This window comes from Aeromonas genomosp. paramedia (genome assembly GCF_023093515.1).
GTDB lineage: Bacteria > Pseudomonadota > Gammaproteobacteria > Enterobacterales > Aeromonadaceae > Aeromonas.
Window position 1 is genome coordinate 30,008 of record NZ_JAAROG010000027.1, and the last position, 26,098, is coordinate 56,105.

The 26,098-nt window shown below is 63.0% G+C and carries 18 protein-coding genes and 4 tRNA genes; 13 read left to right on the forward strand and 9 right to left on the reverse strand.

From position 1 onward, the window contains the following. Positions 1 to 18 precede the first annotated feature (18 nt). The 3 genes from trmH (at position 19) to HB860_RS19030 (ending at position 2,796) form a co-directional block, all read left to right on the forward strand. The gene (gene trmH, locus HB860_RS19020) at positions 19 to 765 is read left to right on the forward strand and encodes a tRNA (guanosine(18)-2'-O)-methyltransferase TrmH (RefSeq protein WP_139437073.1); all 747 of its coding nucleotides are present in this window, start codon (positions 19 to 21) and stop codon (positions 763 to 765) included. Then, entirely contained in the window at positions 755 to 1,795 is a 1,041-nt protein-coding gene (locus tag HB860_RS19025) for an alpha/beta fold hydrolase (protein ID WP_247627624.1), read from the forward strand. Before trmH ends, HB860_RS19025 begins: the two co-directional genes overlap by 11 nt. A gap of 188 nt (positions 1,796 to 1,983) precedes the next feature. Then, positions 1,984 to 2,796 carry a Cof-type HAD-IIB family hydrolase gene (locus HB860_RS19030; RefSeq protein ID WP_139437077.1) on the forward strand — a complete coding sequence of 271 codons (813 nt, stop codon included), beginning with the start codon at positions 1,984 to 1,986 and terminating at the stop codon, positions 2,794 to 2,796. A 59-nt stretch (positions 2,797 to 2,855) separates the two neighbouring features. On the opposite strand, the gene HB860_RS19035 is transcribed toward HB860_RS19030, so the two are convergent. The 4 genes from HB860_RS19035 to HB860_RS19050 all read right to left on the reverse strand — a co-directional run bounded on the left by HB860_RS19035 (position 2,856) and on the right by HB860_RS19050 (position 8,193). Further along, on the reverse strand, positions 2,856 to 3,170 hold the full coding sequence (locus HB860_RS19035; protein ID WP_247627625.1) for a hypothetical protein: 315 nt from the start codon (positions 3,168 to 3,170) through the stop codon (positions 2,856 to 2,858). Positions 3,171 to 3,239: 69 nt separating this feature from the next. Continuing rightward, a complete protein-coding gene (locus HB860_RS19040) occupies positions 3,240 to 4,517 on the reverse strand; it encodes a sigma-54-dependent transcriptional regulator (RefSeq protein ID WP_247627626.1) in 1,278 nt (425 codons plus the stop codon). 5 nt (positions 4,518 to 4,522) lie between these two features. Then, on the reverse strand, positions 4,523 to 6,937 hold the full coding sequence (locus HB860_RS19045; RefSeq protein WP_247627627.1) for an ATP-binding protein: 2,415 nt from the start codon (positions 6,935 to 6,937) through the stop codon (positions 4,523 to 4,525). After that, complete coding sequence (locus HB860_RS19050) at positions 6,934 to 8,193, reverse strand: ABC transporter substrate-binding protein (RefSeq protein WP_247627628.1); 1,260 nt, start codon at positions 8,191 to 8,193, stop codon at positions 6,934 to 6,936. The genes HB860_RS19045 and HB860_RS19050 overlap by 4 nt, the downstream gene beginning before the upstream one ends. Positions 8,194 to 8,503: 310 nt before the next feature. Here HB860_RS19050 and HB860_RS19055 point away from each other — a divergent pair, with 310 nt between their 5' ends. Both HB860_RS19055 and pyk read left to right on the forward strand, forming a co-directional pair. Beyond that, positions 8,504 to 9,841 (forward strand): MFS transporter, encoded by a 1,338-nt coding sequence (locus HB860_RS19055; protein ID WP_139437088.1) that lies wholly within the window; start codon positions 8,504 to 8,506, stop codon positions 9,839 to 9,841. A 71-nt stretch (positions 9,842 to 9,912) separates the two neighbouring features. Continuing rightward, positions 9,913 to 11,391, forward strand: coding sequence for a pyruvate kinase (gene pyk, locus HB860_RS19060; protein ID WP_247627629.1), 1,479 nt, complete (start codon positions 9,913 to 9,915; stop codon positions 11,389 to 11,391). Here the strand turns inward: pyk and HB860_RS19065 are convergent. The 5 genes from HB860_RS19065 to HB860_RS19085 all read right to left on the reverse strand — a co-directional run bounded on the left by HB860_RS19065 (position 11,381) and on the right by HB860_RS19085 (position 12,505). Beyond that, positions 11,381 to 11,884, reverse strand: a complete 504-nt coding sequence (locus HB860_RS19065; RefSeq protein WP_247627630.1) for an RICIN domain-containing protein — start codon at positions 11,882 to 11,884, stop codon at positions 11,381 to 11,383. The two genes, pyk and HB860_RS19065, sit on opposite strands and share 11 nt — an antisense overlap. Before the next feature lie 177 nt (positions 11,885 to 12,061). After that, a tRNA-Pro gene (locus HB860_RS19070) sits at positions 12,062 to 12,138 on the reverse strand. A 59-nt stretch (positions 12,139 to 12,197) separates the two neighbouring features. Next, a tRNA-Leu gene (locus HB860_RS19075) sits at positions 12,198 to 12,283 on the reverse strand. Positions 12,284 to 12,303: 20 nt separating this feature from the next. After that, positions 12,304 to 12,379, reverse strand: a tRNA-His gene (locus tag HB860_RS19080). 49 nt (positions 12,380 to 12,428) lie between these two features. Further along, a tRNA-Arg gene (locus tag HB860_RS19085) sits at positions 12,429 to 12,505 on the reverse strand. Positions 12,506 to 12,763: 258 nt separating this feature from the next. On the opposite strand from HB860_RS19085, the gene HB860_RS19090 reads away from it, so the two are divergent. From HB860_RS19090 to HB860_RS19125, 8 genes are all read left to right on the forward strand, one after another. Beyond that, entirely contained in the window at positions 12,764 to 13,354 is a 591-nt protein-coding gene (locus HB860_RS19090) for a TetR/AcrR family transcriptional regulator (RefSeq protein WP_139437092.1), read from the forward strand. Next, the gene (locus tag HB860_RS19095) at positions 13,351 to 14,457 is read left to right on the forward strand and encodes an efflux RND transporter periplasmic adaptor subunit (RefSeq protein WP_139437094.1); all 1,107 of its coding nucleotides are present in this window, start codon (positions 13,351 to 13,353) and stop codon (positions 14,455 to 14,457) included. Before HB860_RS19090 ends, HB860_RS19095 begins: the two co-directional genes overlap by 4 nt. A 15-nt stretch (positions 14,458 to 14,472) precedes the next feature. Further along, positions 14,473 to 17,553, forward strand: a complete 3,081-nt coding sequence (locus HB860_RS19100; protein ID WP_247627631.1) for a multidrug efflux RND transporter permease subunit — start codon at positions 14,473 to 14,475, stop codon at positions 17,551 to 17,553. 121 nt (positions 17,554 to 17,674) lie between these two features. Beyond that, on the forward strand, positions 17,675 to 19,633 hold the full coding sequence (locus HB860_RS19105) for an ATP-binding protein (RefSeq protein WP_247627632.1): 1,959 nt from the start codon (positions 17,675 to 17,677) through the stop codon (positions 19,631 to 19,633). 76 nt (positions 19,634 to 19,709) lie between these two features. Beyond that, on the forward strand, positions 19,710 to 21,059 hold the full coding sequence (gene gorA, locus HB860_RS19110; protein WP_247627633.1) for a glutathione-disulfide reductase: 1,350 nt from the start codon (positions 19,710 to 19,712) through the stop codon (positions 21,057 to 21,059). A gap of 624 nt (positions 21,060 to 21,683) precedes the next feature. Further along, on the forward strand, positions 21,684 to 23,363 hold the full coding sequence (gene kdpA, locus HB860_RS19115; protein WP_202047986.1) for a potassium-transporting ATPase subunit KdpA: 1,680 nt from the start codon (positions 21,684 to 21,686) through the stop codon (positions 23,361 to 23,363). Between the two features lie 67 nt (positions 23,364 to 23,430). Beyond that, complete coding sequence (gene kdpB / locus HB860_RS19120) at positions 23,431 to 25,494, forward strand: potassium-transporting ATPase subunit KdpB (RefSeq protein WP_139437104.1); 2,064 nt, start codon at positions 23,431 to 23,433, stop codon at positions 25,492 to 25,494. Between the two features lie 59 nt (positions 25,495 to 25,553). Beyond that, a complete protein-coding gene (locus HB860_RS19125; protein WP_139437106.1) occupies positions 25,554 to 26,069 on the forward strand; it encodes a potassium-transporting ATPase subunit C in 516 nt (171 codons plus the stop codon). The last annotated feature ends 29 nt before the right edge of the window (positions 26,070 to 26,098 follow it).

Genomic DNA, 26,098 nt, shown 5'->3' on the forward strand with positions numbered 1-26,098 from the left:
CACTCGATAGAAACTGACATGACACCTGAACGCTTTAAACGGATCTCCGATATGCTGGCCCAGCGCCAGCTCGATCTGACCGTCTGCATGGAAGAGGTCCACAAACCTCACAATCTGGCCGCCATAGTGCGCACCGCCGATGCCATCGGCATCCACCGGGTCCACGCCGTCTGGCCCAAGACCTGGATCCACAAGCGCAAGGGCACCGCCCGCGGCAGCCAGAACTGGGTCGACGTCAAGCTGCACCCGGATATCGGCAGTGCCGTGGCCGAGCTGAAAGCCTCCGGCATGCAGATCCTGGCGACCCATCTCTCGGAGAGCTCGGTGGACTTTCGCGCCATCGACTACACCAAGCCGACCGCCATCCTGGTGGGTCAGGAGAAGCACGGCATCGGCGAAGAGGCGCTGGCCCTGGCCGATCACCATATCGTCATTCCCATGGTGGGCATGGTGCAGTCCCTCAACGTCTCGGTGGCCGCCGCCGCCATACTTTACGAAGCCCAGCGCCAGCGCGAGCTGGCCGGCTGCTATCAGCGCGGCTGCCCGCTCGACCTGGAGGAGCAGAACAGCATACTGTTCGAGGGGGGCTACCCCATCTATGCCCAGCTCTGCAAAGAGAAAGAGATGCCCTATCCCCAGCTCGGCCCGGCCGGCGAGATCCTGGCGGACGAAGCCTGGTGGCAACGGATGCAGCTGACCCGCAAGGGCTGGGCCGCACAACAGGACGATCCACTGGATATGGAGTATCCAACCGATGAAATTTAACGCTCTGCCCCTGCTGGCCCTGACCCTGTTTTCTGCCGGAGCCCTTGCCGTGACCAATCCCTATCAGCTGACCACGGAAGCCGACGTCCCCGCCCTCCATCAACAGACCCTGCCCGACTTCTGGCGCCAGCACGCCGTCGAGAGCGCCTTCAAGGCCAAGGACGGGGTGACCATCCGCTATGCCGCCCTGCGCCAGGCCAAGGTGGACAGAGCCATACTCCTGGTCAACGGCCGGGTCGAGAGCTACCTCAAGTATCAGGAGCTGGCCTGGGATCTGTGGCGTCAGGGCTACAGCCTCTACCTCATCGATCACCGCGGCCAGGGGCTGTCGGATCGCCTGCTGGTCGACAAGGAGAAGGGCTATGTCGCCAACTTCGACGACTATGTGCTGGATCTGAAGCAGTTCCATGACGAGGTCATACTGGCGGACAAACCCGCCAAGCTGTTCCTGCTGGCCCACTCCATGGGCGGCGCCATCTCGGCCCGCTATCTGGAGCGCTGGCCGGATGATGTCGAGGCGGCCGTGCTCTCCTCCCCCATGATGGGCATCAACCTCGGCGGCCTGCCAAAGTGGCTGGCCCAGGGGCTGGCAGCCACCATGGATACGGTCGGCAGCTGGTGGGGCGAGCCCCCCTATGGCCCGGGCCAGACCGGCTATGTCTCCCATGAATTTGCCGACAACGGCCTGAGCCACAGCGAGCCCCGCTACCAGGCATTCCGCCAGCTCTATGAGCAGCATCCGCAGATCAAGCTGGGCGGGGTGACGGCCCACTGGATCCGCGAGGGCATCAAGGCCGGGGATGCCGCCATCGCGGAGGCAGACAGGATCAAGACGCCGCTGCTGCTGATCCAGGCCGGGGAAGACGGCATTGTCGACAACCAGGCCCAGGACAGCTTCTGTGCCCGGCTCCAGTGTGAAGGGGGCAAGCCGCTGCGGATCGAGGGGGCCTGGCACGAGCTGTTCATCGAGGCCGATGCCCAGCGCCTGCCTGCCCTGACCGCAACCCTGGACTTCTTCGCCCGCTTCTAGTGGCCGGTTGCGTGACGTGCCAGGGGAGTGGCCAGCGTCCAGCATGGTGTCACTTGCCACCCAGGCGCGGTCTGCACCGGCACGGCAACAGACCCAGGGACTGGTTATTTTTTGGATCCCTAAATAAATGGGGTCACACCGGACGCTGGGGTACACTGCCCCGGCGTTCCACTGATGCCGAGGTAATGATGTTCAAGGTAGTTGTGTCCGATCTCGATGGTACCCTGCTCAACGGGCAGCACCAGATCTCCTCCCGCACCCGGGATACCCTGCACCGTCTGGTGGATCAGGGGATCAAGTTCGTGGTGGCCACCGGCCGTCACCATGTGGATGTGCGCAGCATCCGCGATGCCCTGGGGCTGGATATCTACCTCATCACCTCCAACGGCGCCGTGGTGCACGACAAGCAGGATACCCTCGTCTTCAACCAGGCTCTGCCGAGCACGGTGGCAGCCGAGCTGATCGCGCTGGAGCGCGACCCCTCCATCCACATCAACGTCTACTACGGCGACGAGTGGCTGGTGGAAGAGGAGATGCCCTGGCTGCTGCAGTTCCATCACGACTCCGGCTTCAGCTATCGCCTGACCGATCTCGCCAGCCACCCGCTGGACAAGATCAACAAGGTCTTCTACATCGGCGAACACGAGAAACTGCTGCAGATAGAGGCAGAGCTCAACCAGCGTTATGGTGATCGGATCAATGTCACCTTCTCCCTGCCGGATTGCCTCGAGGTGATGCACGCCGGGGTACACAAGGGCAATGCCGTGCGCGCCGTGCTGGAACAGCATGGGCTTGAGATGTCCCAGGCGGTCGCCTTCGGTGATGGCATGAACGACTTCGAGATGCTGAGCATGGTGGGTCGGGGTGTGGTGATGGGCAACGCCCATGATCGCCTCAAGCTGGCCCTGAGCGAACACGACAGAACCCTGAGTTCGGATGAGGATGGCGTCGCCGTCTATCTGGAGCAGCTGTTCGCCATCGATCAGACAGGCGCAGCCTGATCTCCGCCATCATGGCGATCTCCCCCCGGGATCGCCATGGCACTATGCGCGCAAGCGCCTCATCGCTTGAAACTGTGGTTGCACTCCTTGCACCAGTACTGCCGGGAGATCTGCCGATCCAGGGTGCGACCCAGCCATAGCCCGACCCCACCACCGGTTGCACCGCCGACCAGGGCACCGCTCAGGGCACCCGCGATGGCGCCTATGGGTATCCCCACGCCACCCAGCGTGGCCCCCAGCCCGGCCCCGATCTTGGCAAAGGTCGCCGCACAGGCATAGCCCCCCGCCGCGCCACAACCCAGGGCACAGGCCCGGCCGACCCGTTCATCCTCTACCTTCTCGACTCCCTGGCTCATGCAGTGTGGGCATCTCATGATGTTCTCTCCCGTCATCCAGACAGCCTCAGTATCGGCCAGGGTCGTCCCATTGGGAAACCCCGCGCCTCAGCCGCGAGGCTTGAACTGCTCCTTCTCGAGATTGTGTTTCTTCATCCGCAGATAGAGCTTCTTGCGCGGGATGCCGAGGTAGCTGGCGGCCTCGCTCACCCGCCCGGAGAAGAGGAACAGGGTGTCCTCTATCACTCGCTTCTCGTACTCCTCCACCAGGTCGTCGAGGGGCTCCCTGGCGCTGGCGGCCGGGATGGCGCGCTCGACCCCCGCCAGCTTGATGATGCCCACCGCATAGAGCTCGGCCACGTTGCGCAGCTCCCGGATGTTGCCCGGCCACTGATGGCGCTTGAGCGTCTCCAGGTAGGCGCGATCCACCTGGGGGGCGGGCCGGCCGATGCGCTTGCAACCCTGATGGAGGAAGGCGCGAAACAGCGGGATGATGTCGCAGCTGCGCTCCGCCAGCCGGGGCAGCTTGAGCCGCACCTGGGAGAGGTAGTAATAGAGCTCCGGCATCAGCTGGTGGCTCTCCACCAGTTGCTCTGGCGCCTCGTCAAACAGGGCTAGGGTGCGTTGCTCCTTGTCCCCCTTGCGCTCCTGCTCCAGCAGATGGCCCCCCAGCCAGCGCTGGCACTCAGGCGTCAGCCTGGCCGGCGCATTCAGCACCAGGGTGCCGCCACGGCTGAGCGCCAGGCTCTCTTTCAAGGCTGCAAGCTCGGGGGCCGCGGCGCAGTCGTGCAGCTGCAGCCTCTGCTCCTTGCGGGCGCCGATGCGGTGCAGCAGCTCGGCCAGGGTATGGCGGCCGGTGCCCGGCTCCCCCTCCAGCATGAGATCCTTGTCAGTCTGGGCCAGCTGGTTGAGCTGATGACGCAGGGCGACGATCTGGGGGCTGGTGCCGATCAGCTGATGCTCCACGGCCGTCTGGATCTCGCCGCGCCTGGCCAGTACCTCCCGCCTGTGCGCCATGGCGCGCGTCAGCAAATCCAGCAGGGCCTCGGGGTGCAGCGGCTTCTCCAGAAAATCGAAGGCCCCCTGCTTGACCGCCCTGACCGCCAGGGGGATGTCCCCGTGCCCGGTGATCAGGATCACCGGGATCTCGGCATCTATCTGCTGCACCTGGGCCAGCAGATCCAGGCCATTCATCGCCGGCATGTAGATGTCTGACACCAGCACGCCGGGCCACTGGTCGTCGAGCAGAGCCAGTGCCTGCTCAGGATCGGCGAGCCCCTTGGGCCTGTAGCCCGACAGGTTCAGCAGATGGCAATAGGATTCCAGTACATCTTCGTCATCATCCACCAGCAGCACATCGGTGGGGCGACTACGGGTCAACAGCATGGTTCTCACTCCCGCGCGTCATCATAGGCAGACGTCATCGGCAGCGCCGATGGGTCGACGGTAAACTCCAGCACCACCATGGCACCGCCCTCCAGGGCAGAGGCCAGCCCTATTTCACCGGCACAGCGCGCCAGCAGGGAGCGGCAGATGGTCAGCCCCAGTCCCAGCCCCACCTCCTTGGAGCTGGTGAAGGGGGTAAACAGACTGGGCAATATGGCCTCGGCGAAACCGGGGCCGCTGTCACACAGGGCGATGCGCACCCGCGCACTCCCCCGCTCGAGCAGTATCAGCCGCAGCTGGCGCGACTCCCGCCCGGCGATGGCATCGAGGCCGTTCACCAGCAGGTTGACCAGCACCTGCTCCACCAGACCGGGGTCGCCCTGGATCCAGAGCCCGGGGGGCAGCTCGTTGTGCAGCTGGCAAGCCTCGCGCCTGGCGCGGTTCTCCACCAGCAGCAGGGACTGTTCCGCCAGCTCGTGCAGATCCAGCCGGCAGAGGGCGTCGAGCTGTGGCGACTTGCGGGCAAAGTTGCGCAGCGCCGTGATGATGCGGTTCATCCGCTGAGCGAGCCGCTCTATCTTGTCCAGCTCCTGGCCGAGCCGCTGGCTCTCCCCGGTCGCCAGCGCCATCCGGCTGGTGTAGAGGTAGGTCATCATGGCCGACAGCGGCTGGTTGAGCTCATGGGCCAGGCTGGTCATGGCCTGGCCGACCACCGCCATCTTGGCCGCCTGGATCAGCTCGTCCTGGGTCTGCAGCAGGTTGCGCTGGGCCTGCTCCCGCTGGGCCACCTCCTCGGCCAACCGCCGGTTATTCTCGGTCAGCTCCCGGGTACGCTCCGCCACCAGCAGCCCCAGCTCCCGGGCAGTCAGCTCCTGGCGGGTCACATCCGTGATGGTGATGATGAACTTGGATCGTCTGGCCTGCTCGAAGCGGCGGAAGTTGAAGTGCAGGTAGCGTATCTGCCCCGCCAGCTCGATGGCCAGGGTGCATTCGCTGCTGCCGAATCGCTGCAACGGCTGATCGGGCTGGAACTGGGCCGCCAGCACGGCGCAGCCCTCGCCGGGGAACAGCTGCCACAGCGGCTGCTCCGGCGCGATGGCGCTCTGCTGGAACAGGGTCAGGGCACTCGGGTTGACTGACTCTATGGTCCCGTCCTGATGACAGGTGATGAGGGAGGCCTGGGTGTTGTTGATGAGGTTGAGGGCATTGCTCTTCTCCATCTGCTGCAACTGCTCGCAGAAGCTGCGCAGGCTCTCCCCCAGGCGGCCAATCTCGTCCCGCCCCAGGGTGCGGATCGGTTGATCCAGCTGCCCGGCGGCGACCCTGGCCAGATCCTGACCCAGGATGTCCAGGCGCCGGATCAGCCGCCGCCCGATCAGCACCACCAGCACCAGGCCCCCGATCAGCACAGAGAGGCTCAGCCCCACCAGGATCACCGTCTTTCCGGTGGTCACCATGCGATGGCTGTCATGGCTCAGGGTGCGCAGCGCCTGGTTGGCCTCGGTCACCACCCGGCTCACCCTGGCATGGTAGCGGGAGACGGATTCATCCAGCTGGGGGCGCAGCGCCTCCAGCCGTTGATGGGTCCGCACGTCGGCGGCCAGCAGCTGTTGCAGCTGGCCGCCGGGTTTGACCAGGGTGACTATCTCTTCGAGGATCTGGCGATAGCTCACCGTCGAGGGGTAATCGGCGAGACGGGCCGTCAGGCCGTCGATCTCGTCGATCTTGTAGCCGATAAACAGGAAGGCGCTCTCCAGATCCTGCTGATAACGCTGCGCTATCACCTCCTCCACCAGGCCCTGCAGCTCGTTCTCCTTGAAGGTCAGATCCTGCAGGGCGGAGAACTCCTTGATCACCTCAGCCAGGGTCTCCCGCTGCTCCTGGTTCGCCACCATGCCGGTCAGGTGCCACTCCACCTCCTGCAGCAGGGGGGCGACCTCTTCGACCAGATCCTGGTGCAGCCAGGCGCTGCGCTTTCGCATCTGGCTCAGCATCTCCTGATGATCCAGCTGCTGGCGCAGGTAGCCGGCGTGGCGCTCGACCCGCTCGCCGAGCTCGGCGAAGGCCTGGCGCTGGCTGGGGGTTTCCCGGTTGTCCGGGCTGCTGGAGAGGGCGGATTGGCGCATCTGCCGCAGGGTCACCGATACCTGACGGGAGAGCCGCTGGAAATCCCCCAGGGTGGGGGCGTCCCTGAGCTGGGCCAGTTGCAGCAGCAAACGGGAGCTGGCCCGCTCCAACCGGTAGGCATCATCGATGGCCGGCAGACTCTCCTCGACGATCAGCCCCACCTGGCGGCCCAGCCGGTCCCACATCACATAGGCCGTGCCCCCCATGGCCAGGGCCAGGACAAGGATGGCCACGAAGGAGAGCCTGAGCCGCCGCCCCAGGGTACCGGGCCAGCGCAGCCGCCAGCGCCTCACGGTTTGGCCGCCTGTTCCACCAGCACCATGGCGGCCGCCAGCTTGTCCCGGGTGAGCTGACGCCACCGATGTTGCAGACGCTCGGCCTGGGGATTGGGCCTGTCCTGCTCGTAGATGGCATCAAACAGCGCCAGGGTGGCCGGCTCCCGCGCCTCCGCCTCGCTCAGGGGGGGCGTGCTGGCCAGGGCCCTCGCCTTGGCCAGCAGGGCGGCCCGCTCGACATCCCCTCCGGCATCCGCCTCGGCGAGGCCCTGCCAGGTGAGCCGCAACTTGGGCAACTGCTGGGTGATGGTCTGATCGAACAATGCCTTCAACAGGTTGGCACGACCATAGAGCAGCGCCTTGTCGATCACGAACTCGGTCTGCTGCGCCAGCTTCGGCTCGGTGAGCGTCACCTTGGCCATCTCCGAGGTGCCGACTATGGCCTGCCCCTCGGCGGAGAGCAGGTAATCGATGAAGTGACCGGCCAGCGCCGATTGCCGGCTGCTGCGGGTCACCGCCAGGTAGGTCGGCAATATGGCCGCCTGTGGCAGGGGGGTGAAGCCGATGTAATCGAAGCGGGCCTTGCTGGTGCGGGCATAGCTCTCGATCACCAGGCCAGCCCCCGCCAGCCCGCGACTGATGCCGTCGCTGACCCCGAAGCTGCGGGCCGTGATGGCGGACAGGTTGCCGCCGATCTGCATCAGCATGGCCCAGCCCTGCTGCCAGCCATATTGCTGCAGTATGCTCTCCACCATCATGTGCGTGGTGCCGGACTGGGAGGGGGAGCTCATCATCACATGACCCATGAAGGCGGGATCGGCCAGGCTCTGCCAGCTGGTTGGCACCGGCAGCCGGTATTTTTCCAGATAGCGCCTGTTGTACATGATGCCGATGCCGGAATAGCCGACCACGGCCACCTTCTCCTCCAACCCCATGGTATGCGGGCTCAACCAGGCGGGGGCCCGGCTCTTGATCGGCAATTCGGTCAGCAGGCCCGCCCTGTCCAGCGAGTGGAAGAAGGTGGGGGACGAGGAGAGCACCACGTCCACCGGGGCCCCGTCGGCCTGGGTCAGCAGCCGCAGGGCGGGCAAGGTGCGCCTGTAGATCACCTCGACCCTGACCCCGGGGTTGGCCTCGGTGAACCCCGCCACCATGGCCCTGACCGGGCTCTCGGAGAAGGAGGTCAGCACCGTCAGCGAGGCGGCACCGGCCCCGTTGCAGAGTCCGCCACAGATCAGCATCAAGATGGATAGCAGTCGGCAATGGGTACGCATAACGGCTGGCTGACTCCCCGTGGTCATCGAATGTGTGCGAACGATCAAAGATTCGAGATCCGGTCAAAAACACCCGGCCGGGGCCATGGGCCGGATCTGACTCATTCCCCCTCCTCCTCCTGGCTTATTGTCTTTGATCCCGCATGGGCGGGCCAGGCGAAAGCTGCCATTTCTGACTCAGGAAAGCGGCCCCTTGAGTCACAACTGACCCGAAAAGCGCGTTTTGTAAGGGTCCGAACAGGTTCCCTAAGATGGCGGCGACAGTCAGAGCCTCTCTGCACTTCCGCTACCCACCTTCACGGAGCACAACATGTTCAACTTCTTCAAGACGCGAGCCGACCTGCCGGTCATGGACGCCTCGCCGGACAAGATAAGATCCATCTATCGCAAGTATCAGTGGCAGGTCTTCCTGGGTCTGGTACTGGGCTACGCCATGTTCTACGTGGTTCGCATGAGCCTTAACGTGGTCAAGAAGCCCCTGCTGGATGCCGGCATAGTCACCCTGGACGAGCTGGGGGTGATAGGTTCCGCCTTCCTGTTCACCTATGCGGTCGGCAAGTTCTCCAACGGCTTCCTGTCGGATTACGCCAACATAGGCCGCTTCATGTCGGTCGCCCTGGGCGCCTCCGCGGTCTGCACCATCTTGATGGGCATGAACACAGCCACCTTCTTCCTGGTGCTGATGTGGGGCCTGAACGGCTGGTTCCAGTCCATCGGCTCGGCCCCCTCATGCGTCTCCATCTTCCAGTGGTTCTCCCCCAAGCAGCGCGGCTCCGTCTATTCCATCTGGGGCGGTTCGCGCAACATAGGTGAAGGCATCTCCTGGATCCTGACCGCCACCGTCGTCAGCTACTTCGGCTGGCAGGCCGGCTTCATCGGCGCCGGCATCGCCTCCGGTATCGCCGCCATCCTGATGTACCTGGTCCTGAAGGATCGCCCGCAGACCTATGCCCTGCCGGAGCCTGCCGTCGCCTTCGGCGAAGAGCCCGAGATCGCCAAGAAGGTCGAGCCGGCCGAGATCCGCCGCGCCCAGCTGTTCATTCTCAAGCAGCCGGTGGTCTGGCTCATCGCCGCCGCCTGCGCCTGCATGTACATGTCCCGCTATGCCATGAGCTCCTGGGCCGTGCTCTATCTGCAGGAGCAGAAGGGTTACAGCCTGATCGATGCTGGCTTCGCCATGTCCGCCTACCCCATCGCCGGTTTCATCGGCGCCATCCTGGCCGGGGTCATCTCCGACAAGCTGTTCAACGCCAACCGCCACATTCCGACCCTGCTGTACGGCCTGGCCAACATCGCCGGCATGTGCCTGATGTTCTGGGGCCCCCAGAGCCGCATGATGGATGCCGTCGCCCTCTCCCTGATCGGCTACTCCATCGGGGGTCTGGTGGTGTTCCTGGCCGGCCTGACCGCCTGCGACCTGATGCCCAAGACGGCAGTGGGGGCGGTGAAGGGCTTCATCGGTCTGTGCTCCTACATCGCAGCCTCCGGCCAGGAGCTGGTCTCCGCCGCCCTGATCGAGACCAGCGTGGTCGACGGAGTCACCCACTATGACTTCAGCAGTGCCCAGTACTTCTGGCTCGGAGCCTCTGTGGTCTCCATGCTGCTCGCCATGACGGTGTGGAATGCCAAGAAAGTCGTCAACTACTGATGCCTGCTCGCAAAAAAGGTGGTCGCTTGACCACCTTTTTTGTTTCCTGCACCACCCAAGAGAGTCACCCCATGCGTAAAACCAAGATTATCGCCACCCTGGGCCCGGCCAGCTCCTCCTGCGAGATGGTGGAGAAGTTGCTGCTCGCGGGCGCCAATGTCTTTCGCCTCAACTTCTCCCACGGCAGCCACGAGCAGCACAGGCAAGTCGCAGGGCGGATCCGCGAGGTCGCCAGCCGGCTCGGGCTGCACATCGGCATACTGGCCGACCTGCAGGGCCCCAAGATCCGGATCGCCAGCCTGGCGGCGGGCAGCATTCAGCTGAAGCCGGGAGACGGCTTCATCCTGGACGCAGATCTGGATCCCGCACAGGGCAACCAGGAGAGAGTCGGGCTCGACTATCCGGCACTGGTGGAGGAGGTCGGGGTCGGCAACATACTGCTGCTCGATGACGGTCGCCTGCAGTTCAGGGTGGAGCGGATTGCGGGGGCCGAGGTGCACACCCGGGTGCTGGTCGGCGGTACCCTGTCCAGTCGCAAGGGGATCAATGTGCTCGGCGGTGGCCTGAGCGCACCGGCCCTGACCGACAAGGACAGGGCCGACATTCTCCTTGCCCGGCAGATTGACGCCGATTTCGTGGCCGTCTCCTTCCCTCGCAGCGCGGCGGACTTGCAGGAGGCTCGCCAGCTGATCCGCGCCACCGGCAGCAGGGCGGCCATCATCGCCAAGGTGGAGCGGGCCGAGGTGGTCGCCTCCATCGAGGCCATGGACGAGATCATTCATGCCGCCGACATCATCATGGTGGCCAGGGGAGATCTCGGGGTCGAAATTGGGGATGCCAGGCTGCCCGGCGTGCAGAAGACGCTGATCCAGCGTTGCCGCTTGCTCGGTCGGCCGGTGATCACGGCGACCCAGATGATGGAGTCCATGCTCGCCAGCCCCATGCCGACCCGGGCCGAGGTGCTGGATGTAGCCAACGCCGTGCTGGACGGGACCGATGCCGTCATGCTCTCGGCCGAGTCGGCCGCCGGCCACTTTCCCGTCGAGGCGGTGGAGGCCATGGCCCGCATCACCCTGGGGGCCGAGCAGGACGGGGGCGGCGGGCAGCCACTCTGGCTTCAGGGCAGCACACCCCAGGTTCAAGCCGGTCATCACAGGGCGCTGACCACCCTGACATCCAGCCTCGGCCTGGACAACACCTGCGGCATCGCCATCCTGACCAAGGGGGGCCAGGCCGTCACCGCCATCTCCCGCGGCGCGCACCAGGGGCCCATCTGGGCGCTCTCAGATGATCAGCCACTGCTCAACCAGATGACCATACTGCGGGGGGTCAGACCGTTCCACTATCTGGACGAGTCACCCCGGCACCTCCACTGCCCGCTGGTCGAGACGCTGCAACGGGCGGATCAGTTGCACGGCATCCAGACCCTGCTCATCAGCCGGCTGGATGCACTGGAAGGGGCGGGTCCCGAGGATGTCTGGCGTCTGGTGCCCCTGCCCGGTGTCCGGCGCGGATCCCGTCAGGAGTCGAGGGACAGCCTCATCCGCTGAGGCCAGGCAGCCCAAGGCGATCCAGCAGGCTGCCGGTCGGCGTCCAGGTGAAGCTCTGATTGGCGCCACCGTAACACTCGGCCAGCCGCAGCGGCACCGCGGCTCTGTGGCGGCGACCAGCCACATCCAGGCAGAGTGAAACCTGCCGGTTGAACAGTCTATCCCCCTGCCACTGCCATTGACGGCTGTCGTCCTGGCACTCTCCCACGGCGAGGCCGTCCTCCCCCCTGGCGATCAGGCAACCCTGCGCCAGCTGCAAGGCCCCCGCATCCCAGCTGAACAGCTGGCGTGGGCTCTGATCGCAAGGCTGGGTGAGCAGGCTGCCCTGCTCGCCCAGGGCCACGCAGAAGCCGCCGTCGGTCACCAGGGTGGCCGGGGGCTCCGGCGTTGACCTGGGGGCGGCCCCCAGCAGAAGGTTCTCTGGTCTCGGCTGCAAGGCACAGCCGCCGAGCAGCAGTGCCATCAGGGCGAACAATCGGATGTGAAGGGGCATGATGGTGCATAGGCCTGTGTCTGAATGGGTCGCGGGTGTCCACTCTTCGGGTGGCTCCCGGCCAAGCATAACGAACTCGCGGCGAACAGGCGCCTGCAGAAATGTAAGAAGAGGTGACAGAGGCGCGACGGACACGCAGAAAAGCAAAAACCCCGCCGAAGCGAGGTTTTCAGAATGTGGTCGGTGATAAAGGATTCGAACCTTTGACCCTCTGGTCCCAAACCAGATGCGCTACCGGGCTGCGCTAATCACCGATGAGGTATTTCCAAAATACAAAGATGACCATGTGGTCATCCTCGTCATACAGCAAGTATGGTGCGAAGAGAGGGACTCGAACCCTCACACCCGGGGGGCACTAACACCTGAAGCTAGCGCGTCTACCAATTCCGCCACCTTCGCATACCTGACAAGCTGTAAAATGGGGTGGCTGATGGGGCTCGAACCCACGACAACCGGAATCACAATCCGGGACTCTACCAACTGAGCTACAGCCACCACAGCTGTTTTGTTCCACAACAACGCCCGCTTAACTGGCGCACTTTGATGGTGCGCCCGACAGGATTCGAACCTGTGACCTCTGCCTCCGGAGGGCAGCGCTCTATCCAGCTGAGCTACGGGCGCTACGCTGTCGAACGGGGCGCATTATTGATGATGGCGCCCACCTTGTCTACTCTTTTTTTATCCTCATGGTTCAAGTGTCTGTTTTTCAATCTTTTCGTACACTTTTATGCCTCTTCTTCAGACGTTCGGCCAAAAACGTCCTCACTCGGCCCACTTTTGGATCCTCTTCTGACAGTAAAGTGGCCGGCATCCCTTGACTTGCTTTCTTCTCCACCTAGAATGAATGAACGTTCATTCACTCGCCAAAGCCTGATCATCATGGATAAGAAAGAGCGGATTTTCGAGGCAGCGCACGAAATCCTCGGCGAGCAGGGCTTCTACGGCCTTTCCATTGCCGCGGTTGCCAAGAAAGCCAAGGTAGCGGCAGGCACCATCTATCGCTACTTCAGCGACAAGGATGATCTTGTCCGCCAGCTTTATCAGCACACCATTCTCAAGTGTCATCCCTTGGTCATGGAAGATGTGCAGATAGAAGAGGTGTCCTATCGGCAGTATCGACGCCTCTGGCTCAATATCGACGCCCTCTTTGCCAGCCACCCCAATGTACTTAAATGCAAATTGCAGTACGAAAGTTCTCCATTGGGGGCTGAATTGGAGAGGGATCCGGTCATAATGGCGACATGGGCCCCACTTGAGCGTTTCTTCGAACAGGGACGCCAGCAGGGTCTGTTCATCGATTTGCCCGTTCTGGTGCTGGAGGCCCTGAGTCTGAGCAGCGTGGTCAACCTGGTACAACAACGCCAGGCTCACGAATTTGAGTTGACGCAAGAACAGTTGGAAACGGTCATCCGGGCCAGCTGGAATGCCATTTTAAACCCTAATTATTCCATCACAGGAGCCTGTTCATGAAAAAGTGGATGGCCATCATGTTGCTAATAGCACTCGCCCTGTTCGGCAGTGTCATCGGCTTCAATATGTTCAAGCAGAAGAAGATTGCAGAGTTCATGGCCAATCGACCCGAGCCCGAGTTCCCGGTGACCGCCATGGTGACCAAGGCGCAGGACTGGGTCCCCACCATAGAGGCGATCGGCTTCATCGAGCCCAACCAGGGGGTCACCCTTTCCAGTGAACTGGCTGGCACCATAGACAACATCAGTTTCGAATCCGGGGCTCAGGTCAAGGCGGATCAACTGCTGCTGAGCCTGGACTCCAGCGTGGAGAAGGCCAACCTGAACTCCTCCCGGGCCAGGCTGCCTGCGGCTCGTGCCAAGTTCGAGCGCTACCAGAACCTGTACCAGAAGAACTCCATCTCCCGGGATCAGCTGGATGATGCCGAAGCGAGCTACCGTTCACTGGAAGCGGACATCGAGAGCCTGAAGGGCACCATAGCCCGCCGCGAAGTCCGCGCCCCCTTCGGTGGCGTCGTGGGTCTGCGCAACGTCTTCCTCGGCCAGTATCTGGAACCCGGTACCGAGATTGTGCGACTGGAAGATACCAGCGTGATGCGCCTGCGCTTCACCGTGCCCCAGACCGACATCTCCAAGATTTCCCTCGGCCAGACCGTCAAGATCAACGTGGATGCCTATCCCCAGACCCAGTTTGACGGTCAGATCACCGCCATCGAGCCAGCGGTCAACTACCAGAGCGGCCTGATCCAGGTGCAAGCCAACATCCCGAACAACGGCGGCCAGCTGCGCTCCGGCATGTTCGCCCGCGCCAGCATCATACTGCCCACGGTGAAAGACCAGATCGTGATCCCGCAGTCTGCCATCTCCTTCACCCTCTATGGCGAGAACGTCTACGTCATTCACGAGGCAGACGGCGTGAAACGCGCCAAGCAGGTGGTGGTCAAGGCGGGTGAGCGTCGCGGCAATGATGTCCATGTGCTGTCCGGCATCAAGGCTGGCGATCAAATCGTGCTGTCGGGTCAGGTTCGCCTGAGCAACGATACCAAGGTGCACGTGGTCGAGAATGATGCCCTTGCCGTTCCGGCACAAACCCCGATGCTGTAAGCGCGGAGATCTGCGATGCGATTTACTGACATATTCATAAAACGGCCGGTGCTGGCGATCTCGCTCAGCTTCCTGATAGCCCTGCTGGGCTTCCAGGCCATATTCAAGATGCAGGTGCGGGAATATCCCGAGGTGATCAACACCGTCATCACGGTCAACACCAGCTACTATGGCGCCAGCTCGGATCTGATCCAGGGCTTCATCACCCAGCCGCTGGAGCAGGCGGTCGCGCAAGCCGACAACATCGACTTCATGACCTCCTCCAGCCAGCTGGGCAGCTCCACGGTGACGGCCTACATGAAGCTGAACACCGATCCGAACGCCGCGCTGTCCGACATCCTGGCCAAGGTCAACTCGGTGCGCTCCCAGTTGCCCAAAGAGGCGGAAGACCCCTCGGTCACCTCCTCCACGGGCTCCACCACAGCGGTGCTCTACATGGGCTTCACCAGCCCGGAGCTGAACTCCAGCCAGATCACCGACTACCTGGAGCGGGTCATCAAGCCCCAGCTGTTCACCGTGGGCGGGGTATCCAAGGTTGACCTCTACGGCGGGGTCGAGTTTGCCCTGCGGGTGTGGCTGGATCCGGCCAAGATGGCCGCCTTCGACCTGACCTCCAGCGACGTGATGACTGTGCTCAACAGCAACAACTATCAGTCGGCCACCGGTCAGGCCACCGGCTATTTCACCCTGTTCAACGGCAATGCCGAGACCCAGGTCAGCAATACCGATGAGCTCAAGCGTCTGGTGGTGGCGACCCGGGATGGCAAGGTGATCCGTCTCTCCGACATTGCCAAGGTGTCGCTGGAGAAGAGCCACGACATCTATCGCGCCAGCGCCAACGGCCGCGAGGCCGTGGTACTTGCCATCAATGCCGCGCCGACCGCCAACCCCATCAACATCGCCCACGATGTGCTGGAGCTGCTGCCGAGCCTGAAGAGCAACATGCCGAGCACCATGCAGGTCAACATCCTGTATGACTCCACCATCGCCATCAACGAGTCCATCAACGAGGTCATCAAGACCATACTGGAAGCGGCCGCCATCGTACTGGTGGTCATCACCCTGTTCCTCGGCTCCTTCCGGGCGGTCATCATCCCGATCATCACAATCCCGCTGAGTCTCATCGGCGTGGTGATGATGATGGACATGTTCGGTTTCTCGATAAACCTGATGACACTGCTCGCCATGGTGCTCGCCATCGGTCTGGTGGTGGATGACGCCATCGTGGTGCTGGAGAACGTCGACCGACACATCAAGGAGGGGGAAGAACCGTTCCGGGCCGCCATCATAGGCACCCGGGAGATCGCCGTGCCCGTCATCGCCATGACGGTGACCCTGGCTGCGGTGTACGCGCCTATCGCCCTGATGGGGGGCATCACTGGCTCCCTGTTCAAGGAGTTCGCGCTGACCCTGGCGGGGGCCGTGTTCGTCTCCGGCATCATAGCGCTGACCCTGTCGCCCATGATGTGCTCCAAGATGCTCAAGGCCAACGAACAGCCAGGCAAGTTCGAGAGCACAGTGCATCACCTGCTGGATCGGATGACCGCCCGCTACGACAGCATGCTGCATGCGGTCATGCAGCGCCGCATCGTGGTCATACTGTTCGCCGTCATCGTGTTCGGCAGCCTGCCGCTGCTGTTCAAGTTCATCCCGAGCGAGCTGGCCCCGTCCGAGGACAAGGGGGTCATGGCCGTGCTGGGGACGGCACCGTCCAATGCCAACCTGGACTACATCGAGAACACCATGGCGGACGTGAACAAGGTGCTGGATGACCAGCCCGAGATCGCCTACTCCCAGGTCTTCTCCGGGGTGTTCAACGCCAACCAGGCCTTCGGCATCGCCTCCATGGTGCCCTGGAGCCAGCGTGAGGCGAGCCAGAAAGAGGTGCTGGATCGAGTGGCCGATCTGGTGAAGGACATCCCCGGGATGGCCATCACCACCTTCCAGTTCCCCGAACTGCCAGGTGCCTCCAGCGGTTTGCCCATCCAGTTCGTCATCACCACCCCGAACAGCTTCGAGAGCCTGTTCCTGATCGCGGGTGAGATGCTGGCGGCAACCCAGGCCAACGGCCAGTTCGTCTATTCGGATCTCGATCTGAACTACGACTCGGCCACCATGAAGATCAGCATCGACAAGGACAAGGCGGGTGCCTACGGCATCACCATGCAGGACATCGGCATCACCATGGGCACCATGATGGCGGACGGTTACGTCAACCGGATCGATCTGGATGGCCGCTCCTACGAGGTGATCCCCCAGGTGGAGCGCAAATTCCGTCTCAACCCCGAGTCCATCAAGGGTTATTACGTGCGCGCCGCCGACGGCAAGTCAATCCCGCTCGGCAGCCTGATCAAGATTGAAGTGGTTGGCGAGCCCCGCGCCCTGCCCCACTTCAACCAGCTGAACTCTGCCACCATAGGCGCCGTACCGGCACCCGGCGTGGCCATGGGGGATGCGATCAACTGGTTCAAGGCCACCGCCGAAGAGAAGCTGCCGCAAGGCTATCGCTACGACTTCATGGGTGAAGCCCGCCAGTTCGTGACCGAGGGCAATGCGCTCTATGCCACCTTCGCCCTGGCCCTGGCCATCATCTTCCTGGTGCTGGCGATCCAGTTCGAGTCGGTGCGTGACCCCCTGGTGATCATGGTGTCGGTCCCCCTTGCCATCAGCGGGGCCCTGATTGCCCTGGCATGGGGCCTGGCCACCATGAACATCTACTCCCAGGTGGGCCTCATCACCCTGGTCGGTCTGATTACCAAGCACGGTATTCTGATCTGCGAGGTGGCGAAGGAGGAGCAGCTGCTGCACGGCATGAACCGGATGCAGGCCGTGATGCAGGCTGCCAAGGTGCGTCTGCGCCCCATCCTGATGACCACGGCGGCCATGATCGCCGGCCTGATCCCGCTGCTCTATGCGGCGGGTGCGGGGGCGGCCCAGCGCTTCAGCATCGGCATCGTCATCGTGGCGGGTCTGGCCATCGGCACCCTGTTCACCCTGTTCGTGCTGCCGGTGATCTACACCTTCCTGGCCTCGGAGCACAAACCGCTGCCGGAATTCGACGAGTCCATTCCGGCCAAGGCGAAAGGAAACCATTGATCCTCAGCCAACAGCCACAAGGCCCCGAAAGGGGCCTTATTTTTATCCATTTCATGACCCACGACATGAGTCCATGAAGCAGTTAAACTAGGCCGTTCGCAATCCAGACCGCAAGGATGCCATGTCAGGAATCTTCTCCAGGGCCATAGGCCTTAACGGACTCTCTTATCGTCTGCTTTCCTACATTCTGATCTGCAGCACTGTGCTGGCGCTGGTCATCACGGTGCTGCAGCTCGCCTGGGATTACAACAAGGACGTCACCGTCATCGAGGCCAGCATCGACCAGATCGAGGCCTCCTTCCTGCAGCCCATCTCCGCCAGTCTGTGGAACCTGGATGAAGAGCAGGTCAAGGTGCAGATCGAAGGCATCATGAACCTGCCCAACATGCAGTTCGTCATGGTCAAGGAGATGCTGGGCAACTCGGAAGTGCCGCTGCTGACCCAGGGGGTGGAGCAGGCGCGATACGACATCTCCCGCGAATTCAGCCTCACCTATCAGGGCGAGGTGGTCGGCAAGCTGTTCGTCGCCGCCACCCTGGATCAGGTCTACCAGCGGCTGATCGAGAAGTCGGTGCTGATCCTGGTCAGCCAGACCATCAAGACCCTGGTCGTCTCCCTCTGCATCCTGGTCATCATCTATTACCTGGTGATCCGCCATATCAACCGCATCGTCAGCTACGCCCAGAAACTGAGCCTGGATCGGCTGGCGGTGGAGCTGACGCTGGAAGGGCGTCCCCTGCCCCGCAAGCACCCGGACGAGTTCGATGCGCTGGCCGCCACCCTCAACCAGATGCGCACCCGATTGAATGACGAGTTCAACGCCCGCCATCAGGCGGCGGATCAGCTACAGCAGGAGCGGGACTTCTCCGCCACCCTGATCAACTCCGCCAACATGGTCATCTGCTGCATGGAGCCGGATCTCAACATCGCCAGCATCAACCCGGCCGCCATACTGCTCACCGGCTATCACCACGAGGAGCTGCTGCAGCACAACTGGCTGGATCTCTTCGTCAGCGAGGAGCAGCGGGCCGAGCTCGCGGCCACCCTGGCGGATCAGGGCTCCCTCGAGGACAGGGAGATCACCATGCATGACCAGCAGGGCAGCGAACTCGTCCTGCAGTGGACCTTCGCACCCTTCTACGAGGGGCCGAATCTCAAGTATCTGATTGGCTTCGGTTACGACATCACCCCCCTCAAGAAGGTGGAGCGGGAAATCATACTGTTCAACGAACAGCTGGAAGGCAAGGTGGCGGAGCGTACCCGCAGCCTGAGCGATGCCAACGACCAGCTGGGCAAGGCCTATGACGATCTGAAACAGGCGCAGCAGACCCTGGTGGAGTCGGAGAAGATGGCCTCCCTGGGTTCGCTGGTGGCCGGCGTGGCCCACGAGATCAACACCCCCATCGGCATCAGCGTCACGGCCTCCTCCTATCTGCAGGAGCGGGTGGCCGACTTCAAGCAGCACCTCGAGGCCAAGCAGCTGTCGCGCACCTATCTCAACGAGTTCACCCAGAACCTCGACGAGTCGATGCAACTGCTGCAGGGCAACCTGAGGCGGGCCTCGGAGCTCATCGCCAGCTTCAAGCAGGTGGCGGTGGATCAGTCGTCCGAGGCGCGCTACAACTTCAGCCTCGCCGACAACCTGCATCAGGTGGTGGTCTCCCTCGGCTACAAGCTGAAGAAGGCCCAGTGCGAGGTCGACATTCAATGCGATCCCAAGCTGGCCATCTACTCCTTCCCCGGCAGCTTCACCCAGATCTATTCCAACCTGATCCTCAACTCCATCCATCACGGTTTCGACGGCTGGGACAGGCCCAAGAAGATCACCATCAGGGTGGAGCAGCAGGGTGACGATCTGGTCATCGACTACAGCGACAACGGTCGCGGCATCCCCCCGGAGATACTGCCGCGCATCTTCGATCCCTTCGTCACCTCCAAGCGAGGCCAGGGTGGCAGCGGGCTCGGCACCCACATTATCTACAACCTGGTGGTGCAACTGCTGCGCGGCCGCATCCATTGCGCCAGCGAACCAGGCCAGGGTGCCCAGTTCCATATCCGCCTGCCGATCCGGCAGAACTGAATGCCGGCTCTTGTGAGCCGGCCACTTTGTCCCCATCATGCTGTGATTGCATTCTTAACGAGCGGAGAACCTCGCAATGGCACAGCATTTTGACTATATCGCCATCGGCGGCGGCAGCGGCGGCATCGCCTCGGCCAACCGGGCTGCCATGTATGGCAAGAAAGTCGCCCTGATTGAAGCCAAAGAGCTGGGGGGTACCTGCGTCAACGTCGGTTGCGTACCGAAGAAGGCCATGTGGTATGCCGGCCAGATCGCCGATGCCCTGAGATACGGGGCCGACTACGGCTTCGACACCACCCTCAATCACTTTAGCTGGGCCAGGCTGGTCGAGTCCCGTCAGGCCTATATTGGCCGCATCCACAAGTCCTACGAGAACGTGCTGGGCAAGAACCAGATCACCGTCATCAAGGGCTTCGCCCGTTTCGTCAGCAGCAACACCATCGAGGTTGATGGCGAGCAGTACAGCGCCGATCACATACTGATCGCCACCGGTGGCCGCCCCGAGGTCCCGACCATACCGGGCGCCGAACTCGGCATCGACTCCGACGGCTTCTTCGATCTGCAAAGCCAGCCCAAGCGGGTCGCCGTGGTCGGTGCCGGATATATCGCGGTCGAGATCGCCGGCGTGATGCAGGCGCTTGGCTCCGAGACCCATCTGGTGGTGCGCAAACACGCGCCGCTGCGCAACTTCGATCCCATGATCCACGAAACACTGGTCGAAATCATGGCGCAGGAAGGGCCCAAGCTGCACACCCACGCCATTCCGAAAGCGGTGGTCAAGAACGCCGATGAGAGCCTGACCCTGCAGCTGGAAGATGGTCGCCACCTCACGGTGGACTGCCTGATCTGGGCCATCGGCCGCGTGCCGGCCACCGACAACCTCAATCTGGCCGCCACCGGCATCACCCTGGACGAGAAGGGCTTCATCCCCACCGACAAGTTCCAGAACACCGCCGTCGCCAACCTCTATGCGGTGGGTGACAACACCGGCCGTATCCAGCTCACCCCGGTGGCCGTCGCGGCAGGCCGCCGCCTCTCGGAGCGGCTGTTCAACAACAAGCCGAGCGAGCACCTCAACTACGATCTGGTGCCGACCGTGGTGTTCAGCCACCCGCCCATCGGCACCATAGGTCTGACCGAGCCGGAAGCCATCGCCGAATACGGTGAAGATCAGGTCAAGGTCTACCGCAGCCAGTTCACCGCCATGTATTCGGCCCTGACCCAGCATCGCCAGCCCACCCGGATGAAGCTGGTCTGCGTCGGCCCGGAGGAGAAGGTGGTCGGCCTGCACGGCATCGGCTTTGCGATGGACGAGATACTGCAGGGCTTTGGCGTCGCCATGAAGATGGGTGCCACCAAGGCGGACTTCGACAACTGCGTCGCCATCCATCCGACCAGCGCGGAAGAGTTTGTCACCATGCGTTGAGGCTGGGGAACAGGGAGACAAAGCTCAAACCGACAACTGCGTTTCCCCTTCCCACCCCACCAGCGCGGAAGAGTTTGTCATCATGCGTTGAGTAAGGATCGCAAGGAGGGAAACGGGGAGACAGAGGTCAAACCGACAACTGCGTTCCCCTTCCCACCCCACCAGCGCAGAAGAGTTTGTGACCATGCGTTGAGAGCCGCTGGCAACGGCATAAGCCTCGCTCTCCAAACCCGGCCCAGGCCGGGTTTTTTGATCCCTCCCCACCCGATTCCCTCTGAAACCGGCGTTCTTTACGCCGATTTTACGCTCCCCCAATGCCCCTTTATGGCGCCTTTACGCCCGTTTTACATACCCTTTCAGCGTCAATGACACCAACGGAGTCGATATGGATATGCATCGACTCTCGACGCTAATTATCTCAACGGAGTCGTTATGAATTGGCTATATCTGCTGCTGGTCCTCGCCCTGATGGGTTACCTGATGCGTGCACTGACGCATAGCCACGAGTGAGGGACTTGAAGATGCGGCAAGTAATTATCCATCCGGTAGCCTGCAAGCAACCGGGCCTCACGGGCTATCCAATGCGTGCACTGATGCACTGCGACCACGAGTGAGGGATCTGATATGTGGCAAGAAATAATCTATCCGGTGGCCTTCGTGCTGCTGGTCCTGCTGCCGGCACCCCTGCTCGGCAGCTATATGTATCGCGTGTTCGAGGGCAAGAGTCGCTGGCTCGCGCCGGTCGAGCGCGCCACTCTGGCCTGCTGCGGCACGGACGGACGGGAGCAGGACTGGAAGTCCTACGCCCTCAGCCTGCTGGCCTTCAACGGTGCCGGTTTCGGTCTGCTGTTCCTGATCCTGATGGCCCAGGGCCTGCTGCCCCTCAACCCGCAACAGCTGCCGGGCCTGAGCTGGCAACTCGCCTTCAACACCGCCGTCAGCTTCATGACCAACACCAACTGGCAAGCCTATTCCGGTGAGGCCAGCCTCTCCTACTTCAGCCAGATGGTGGGGCTCACCACCCAGAACTTCGTCTCCGCCGCCACCGGTGCCACCGTCGCCGTCGCGCTGTTCCGCGGTCTCTCCCGCCAGCAGACCATACACCTTGGCAACTTCTGGCAGGATCTGGTGCGCTTCTGCCTCTACGTGCTGCTGCCCATGGCGTTGATCATGGCGCTGCTGCTGGTGTGGCAAGGGGTTCCCCAGAGTCTGTCGGCCTATCTGCCGTTCCATGCCCTGGAAGGTCAGGAGCAGCTGCTGCCGCTCGGCCCTGCCGCCTCGCAGATCGCCATCAAGCAGCTCGGCTCCAACGGTGGCGGTTTCTTCGGCGTCAACTCGGCCCACCCGTTCGAGAACCCGACAGCCCTCTCCAACTGGCTGGAGATGGTCACCCTGCTGACCATTCCCGCCGCCCTGGTCTGCACCCTGGGCCGTTACGTGAAGGATTCCGGTCACGGCCGCGCCATCCTCGCCGCCATGACGCTGCTGTTCGTGATGGGGCTCGGCCTCTCCGTCTATCAGGAGTTGCAACCGGATCCGGCGCTCGCCCAGCTCACCACCCAGGCAGGCAACTGGGAAGGCAAGGAGAGCCGCTTCGGCCCCGTGCTCTCCAGCATCTGGGAAGTGGCGACCACCTCAGCCTCCAACGGCTCTGTCAACGCCATGCACGACAGCTTCACCCCGCTGGGTGGCATGGTCGGCATGATCAACATGCTGCTCGGTGAGGTCATCTTCGGCGGCGTGGGTGCCGGTATCTACGGCATGATGCTGTTCGTGCTGCTGACCGTGTTCCTGTGCGGCCTGATGGTCGGGCGTACGCCGACCTATCTCGGCAAGCGCCTCGGGATCACCGAGATGAAATGGGTGGTCGCCAGCATGCTGGTGATGCCGGTCGGGGTTCTGGTGATCGGCGGGGTAACGCTGCTGATGCCGGATGCCGCCACCATCATGGGTCACGATGGCCCGCACGGCCTGTCCAGGTTGATCTACAACTACGCCTCGGCCGCCGGCAACAACGGCTCGGCCTTCGGGGGCTTCGCCGCCGCGGACAACTGGCAGTGCGTCGCCATCGGTCTGGCCATGCTGCTCGGTCGCTTCGGCTACATCATTCCGGTACTGGCCATCGCCGGTCAGCTCTCGCGCGCCTCCCAACAGGATGCCGGCGAGGGTGACTTCCCCATCCGCGGTCCGCTGTTCATCACCTTGCTGATCATCACAGTGCTGCTGATAGGCGGTCTCTCCTTCCTGCCGGTACTGGCGCTGGGCCCCGTCGCCGAGCATCTCCTGATACTGGGAGCGCTCTGATGACCCTGTTCATGTCAGTCACTTTACCGATGCCAATGACCGAACATCTGATGCTGGGAGAATTCAAATGAGCAAGTCCATCTCCATCCCTGCCCGCACCGAAAAGGTGAAGGGCAAGGGCAAGAAACAGACCTCACAAGTCGTGCAGGCCATGATCGAAGCCTTCTATCGCTTCAACCCCAAGGCGCTGTTTGGCAGCCCCATACTGTTCACCCTCTGGCTGGCCGCCGTGATGGCGACCGTGGAGTCCCTGCTGGGCCAGCCCCTGTCCGGGGTCACCCCCAGCCTGGCCTGGCAGCTGACGGCCTGGTTGTGGCTGACCCTGTGGTTTGCCAACTTCGCCGAAACCCTGGCAGAAGGCCGCGGCAAGGCGCGGGCCGACAGCCTGAAGGCGGGCATGAGCCAGCTCCAGGCACGCAAGGTGCGGGATCCGAAAGATGGCCAGGGCGAATGGGTCGCGGCCACCAGCCTGCAAAAAGGGGATCTGGTGCTGGTGCGCAGCGGCGAGATGATCCCGGCCGACGGTGAAGTCGTTGCCGGTATCGCCTCCGTCAACGAGGCCGCCATCACAGGTGAATCCGCCCCCGTCATCCGCGAGTCCGGCACCGACCGCAGCGGCGTGACCGGCAACACCACTGTGGTCTCCGACGAGATCTGGGTCCGTGTGACCAACAATCCCGGAGAGAGCACGCTCGACCGAATGATAGCGCTGGTCGAGGGGGCCAAGCGCCAGAAGACCCCGAACGAGATGGCACTCGATGCCCTGCTGGTGGGTCTGACCCTGATCTTCCTGCTGGTGGTCGCCACCCTGCCCTGGTTCCTCGACTACAACGGCACCCAGGTACCGCGCCTCTACCTGCTGGCGCTGTTCATCACCCTGATCCCGACCACCATAGGGGGCCTGCTCTCCGCCATCGGCATCGCCGGCATGGACCGGCTGGTGAAGCTGAACGTGATCGCCAAGTCAGGTCGTGCCGTGGAGGCCGCCGGTGACGTGCGTACCCTGCTGCTGGACAAGACAGGCACCATCACCTTCGGCAACCGCATGGCAGACGAGCTGATCCCTGCCCCCGGCGTCGATCCCTCCCTGCTGGCCCAGGCCGCCATGCTGGCCTCCCTCGGCGACAACACCCCCGAGGGCAAGTCCATCCTGACCCTGGCCGGCAAGAGCATGGCCAAGCCGAGCCAGCTCGAGAGCGACAAGGTGATCCCCTTCAGCGCCGAGACCCGGTTGAGCGGTCTGGATCGCAACGGTCATCAATATCGCAAGGGGGCCGTGGATGCGGTGCTCAACTACCTCTCCCTCGATCGCAAGGGAGTACCCGAGCTTATCCTGAAGGCGGTCGACAACATCGCCCGTCAGGGCGGTACCCCGCTGCTGGTCTGCACCCACGAGCAGTTGCTGGGGGTGGTGTACCTCAAGGACATCATCAAGCCAGGCATCAAGGCCCGCTTCCAGATCCTGCGTCACATGGGGATCCGCACCGTGATGATCACCGGGGACAACCCGCTGACCGCCGCCGCCATCGCCGCCGAAGCCGGGGTGGATGACTTCATCGCCGAGGCAACCCCGGAGAAGAAGCTGGCCTATATCCGCCAGGAGCAGGCCGATGGCCGCATGGTCGCCATGTGCGGTGACGGCGCCAACGACGCACCGGCCCTGGCCCAGGCGGACGTGGGGCTGGCCATGAACGAAGGCACCCAGGCCGCCAAGGAGGCGGGCAACCTAGTGGATCTGGACTCCAACCCCACCAAGCTGCTGGACGTGGTGCTGGTGGGCAAGCAGTTGCTGGTCACCCGGGGTGCCCTGACCACCTTCTCCATCGCCAACGACGTGGCCAAGTACTTCGCCATACTGCCGGCCCTCTTCATCGCGGCCTACCCGCAGCTGGGGGCACTGAACCTGATGCAACTCGGCAGCCCAGAGAGCGCCATACTGTCGGCCATCATCTTCAACGCCCTGATCATAGTGGCGCTGGTACCGCTGGCGCTGCGGGGGGTCAACGTGAAGGGCTCTGCCGCCAGCCTGCTGCGCCGCAACCTGTTGATCTATGGTCTCGGTGGCCTGGTCGTGCCCTTTATCGGCATCAAGTTGATCGATCTGGTCATCACAGGCCTGGGTCTGGTGTAACCACATAACGGGTGCAAGCCTGGCCTGCACCCCATCAATCTGTTTGGAGCAAGAAAATCATGATAGCAATCAGAACCCTGCTGACCCTGACCCTGCTGCTGGGTGTCGGCTACCCCCTGGCCGTCACCGGACTGGCCCAGCTGCTGTTCCCCTGGCAGGCCAACGGCAGCCAGCTGACCGATGCCAAGCAGCAGCTGATCGGCAGCGCCCTGCTGGCGCAAAAATTCGAGCGGGCGGAGTACTTCCACTCCCGTCCCTCCGCCAGCGACTTCACCACCATAGGCAGCGGCGCCAGCAACCTGGGGATGAGCTCCCCCCTGCGCAGCGAATTTGCCAAGGCACAGGGTAATTACCAGTCCCCCGCCATGCTGACCCGCTCAGGTTCGGGCCTGGATCCCCACCTGCCCCTGGATGCCGTGCTGGCCCAGGTGGATCGTGTCGCCAAGCAACGCGGGCTGGATCCCGCTTCCCTGACGGAGCAGGTCAAGTCGTCGACACAAGCTGGTATCCTTGGCCCCCAGGTGGTCAACATCCTCCAGTTGAATCTGTTGCTCGATCAGCACAAGGACGCATGATGGCGCGCCTGGCTGGCCCGAGTTGGAGG

Bases quoted from the DNA above. Each gene is read 5' to 3' on its own strand.
- trmH (WP_139437073.1), top strand. From the start codon at position 19: ATGACACCTGAACGCTTTAAACGGATCTCCGATATGCTGGCCCAGCGC.
- HB860_RS19025 (WP_247627624.1), top strand. From the start codon at position 755: ATGAAATTTAACGCTCTGCCCCTGCTGGCCCTGACCCTGTTTTCTGCC.
- HB860_RS19030 (WP_139437077.1), top strand. From the start codon at position 1,984: ATGTTCAAGGTAGTTGTGTCCGATCTCGATGGTACCCTGCTCAACGGG.
- HB860_RS19035 (WP_247627625.1), bottom strand. From the start codon at position 3,170: ATGAGATGCCCACACTGCATGAGCCAGGGAGTCGAGAAGGTAGAGGAT.
- HB860_RS19040 (WP_247627626.1), bottom strand. From the start codon at position 4,517: ATGCTGTTGACCCGTAGTCGCCCCACCGATGTGCTGCTGGTGGATGAT.
- HB860_RS19050 (WP_247627628.1), bottom strand. From the start codon at position 8,193: ATGCGTACCCATTGCCGACTGCTATCCATCTTGATGCTGATCTGTGGC.
- HB860_RS19055 (WP_139437088.1), top strand. From the start codon at position 8,504: ATGTTCAACTTCTTCAAGACGCGAGCCGACCTGCCGGTCATGGACGCC.
- pyk (WP_247627629.1), top strand. From the start codon at position 9,913: ATGCGTAAAACCAAGATTATCGCCACCCTGGGCCCGGCCAGCTCCTCC.
- HB860_RS19065 (WP_247627630.1), bottom strand. From the start codon at position 11,884: ATGCCCCTTCACATCCGATTGTTCGCCCTGATGGCACTGCTGCTCGGC.
- HB860_RS19090 (WP_139437092.1), top strand. From the start codon at position 12,764: ATGGATAAGAAAGAGCGGATTTTCGAGGCAGCGCACGAAATCCTCGGC.
- HB860_RS19095 (WP_139437094.1), top strand. From the start codon at position 13,351: ATGAAAAAGTGGATGGCCATCATGTTGCTAATAGCACTCGCCCTGTTC.
- HB860_RS19100 (WP_247627631.1), top strand. From the start codon at position 14,473: ATGCGATTTACTGACATATTCATAAAACGGCCGGTGCTGGCGATCTCG.
- HB860_RS19105 (WP_247627632.1), top strand. From the start codon at position 17,675: ATGTCAGGAATCTTCTCCAGGGCCATAGGCCTTAACGGACTCTCTTAT.
- gorA (WP_247627633.1), top strand. From the start codon at position 19,710: ATGGCACAGCATTTTGACTATATCGCCATCGGCGGCGGCAGCGGCGGC.
- kdpA (WP_202047986.1), top strand. From the start codon at position 21,684: ATGTGGCAAGAAATAATCTATCCGGTGGCCTTCGTGCTGCTGGTCCTG.
- kdpB (WP_139437104.1), top strand. From the start codon at position 23,431: ATGAGCAAGTCCATCTCCATCCCTGCCCGCACCGAAAAGGTGAAGGGC.
- HB860_RS19125 (WP_139437106.1), top strand. From the start codon at position 25,554: ATGATAGCAATCAGAACCCTGCTGACCCTGACCCTGCTGCTGGGTGTC.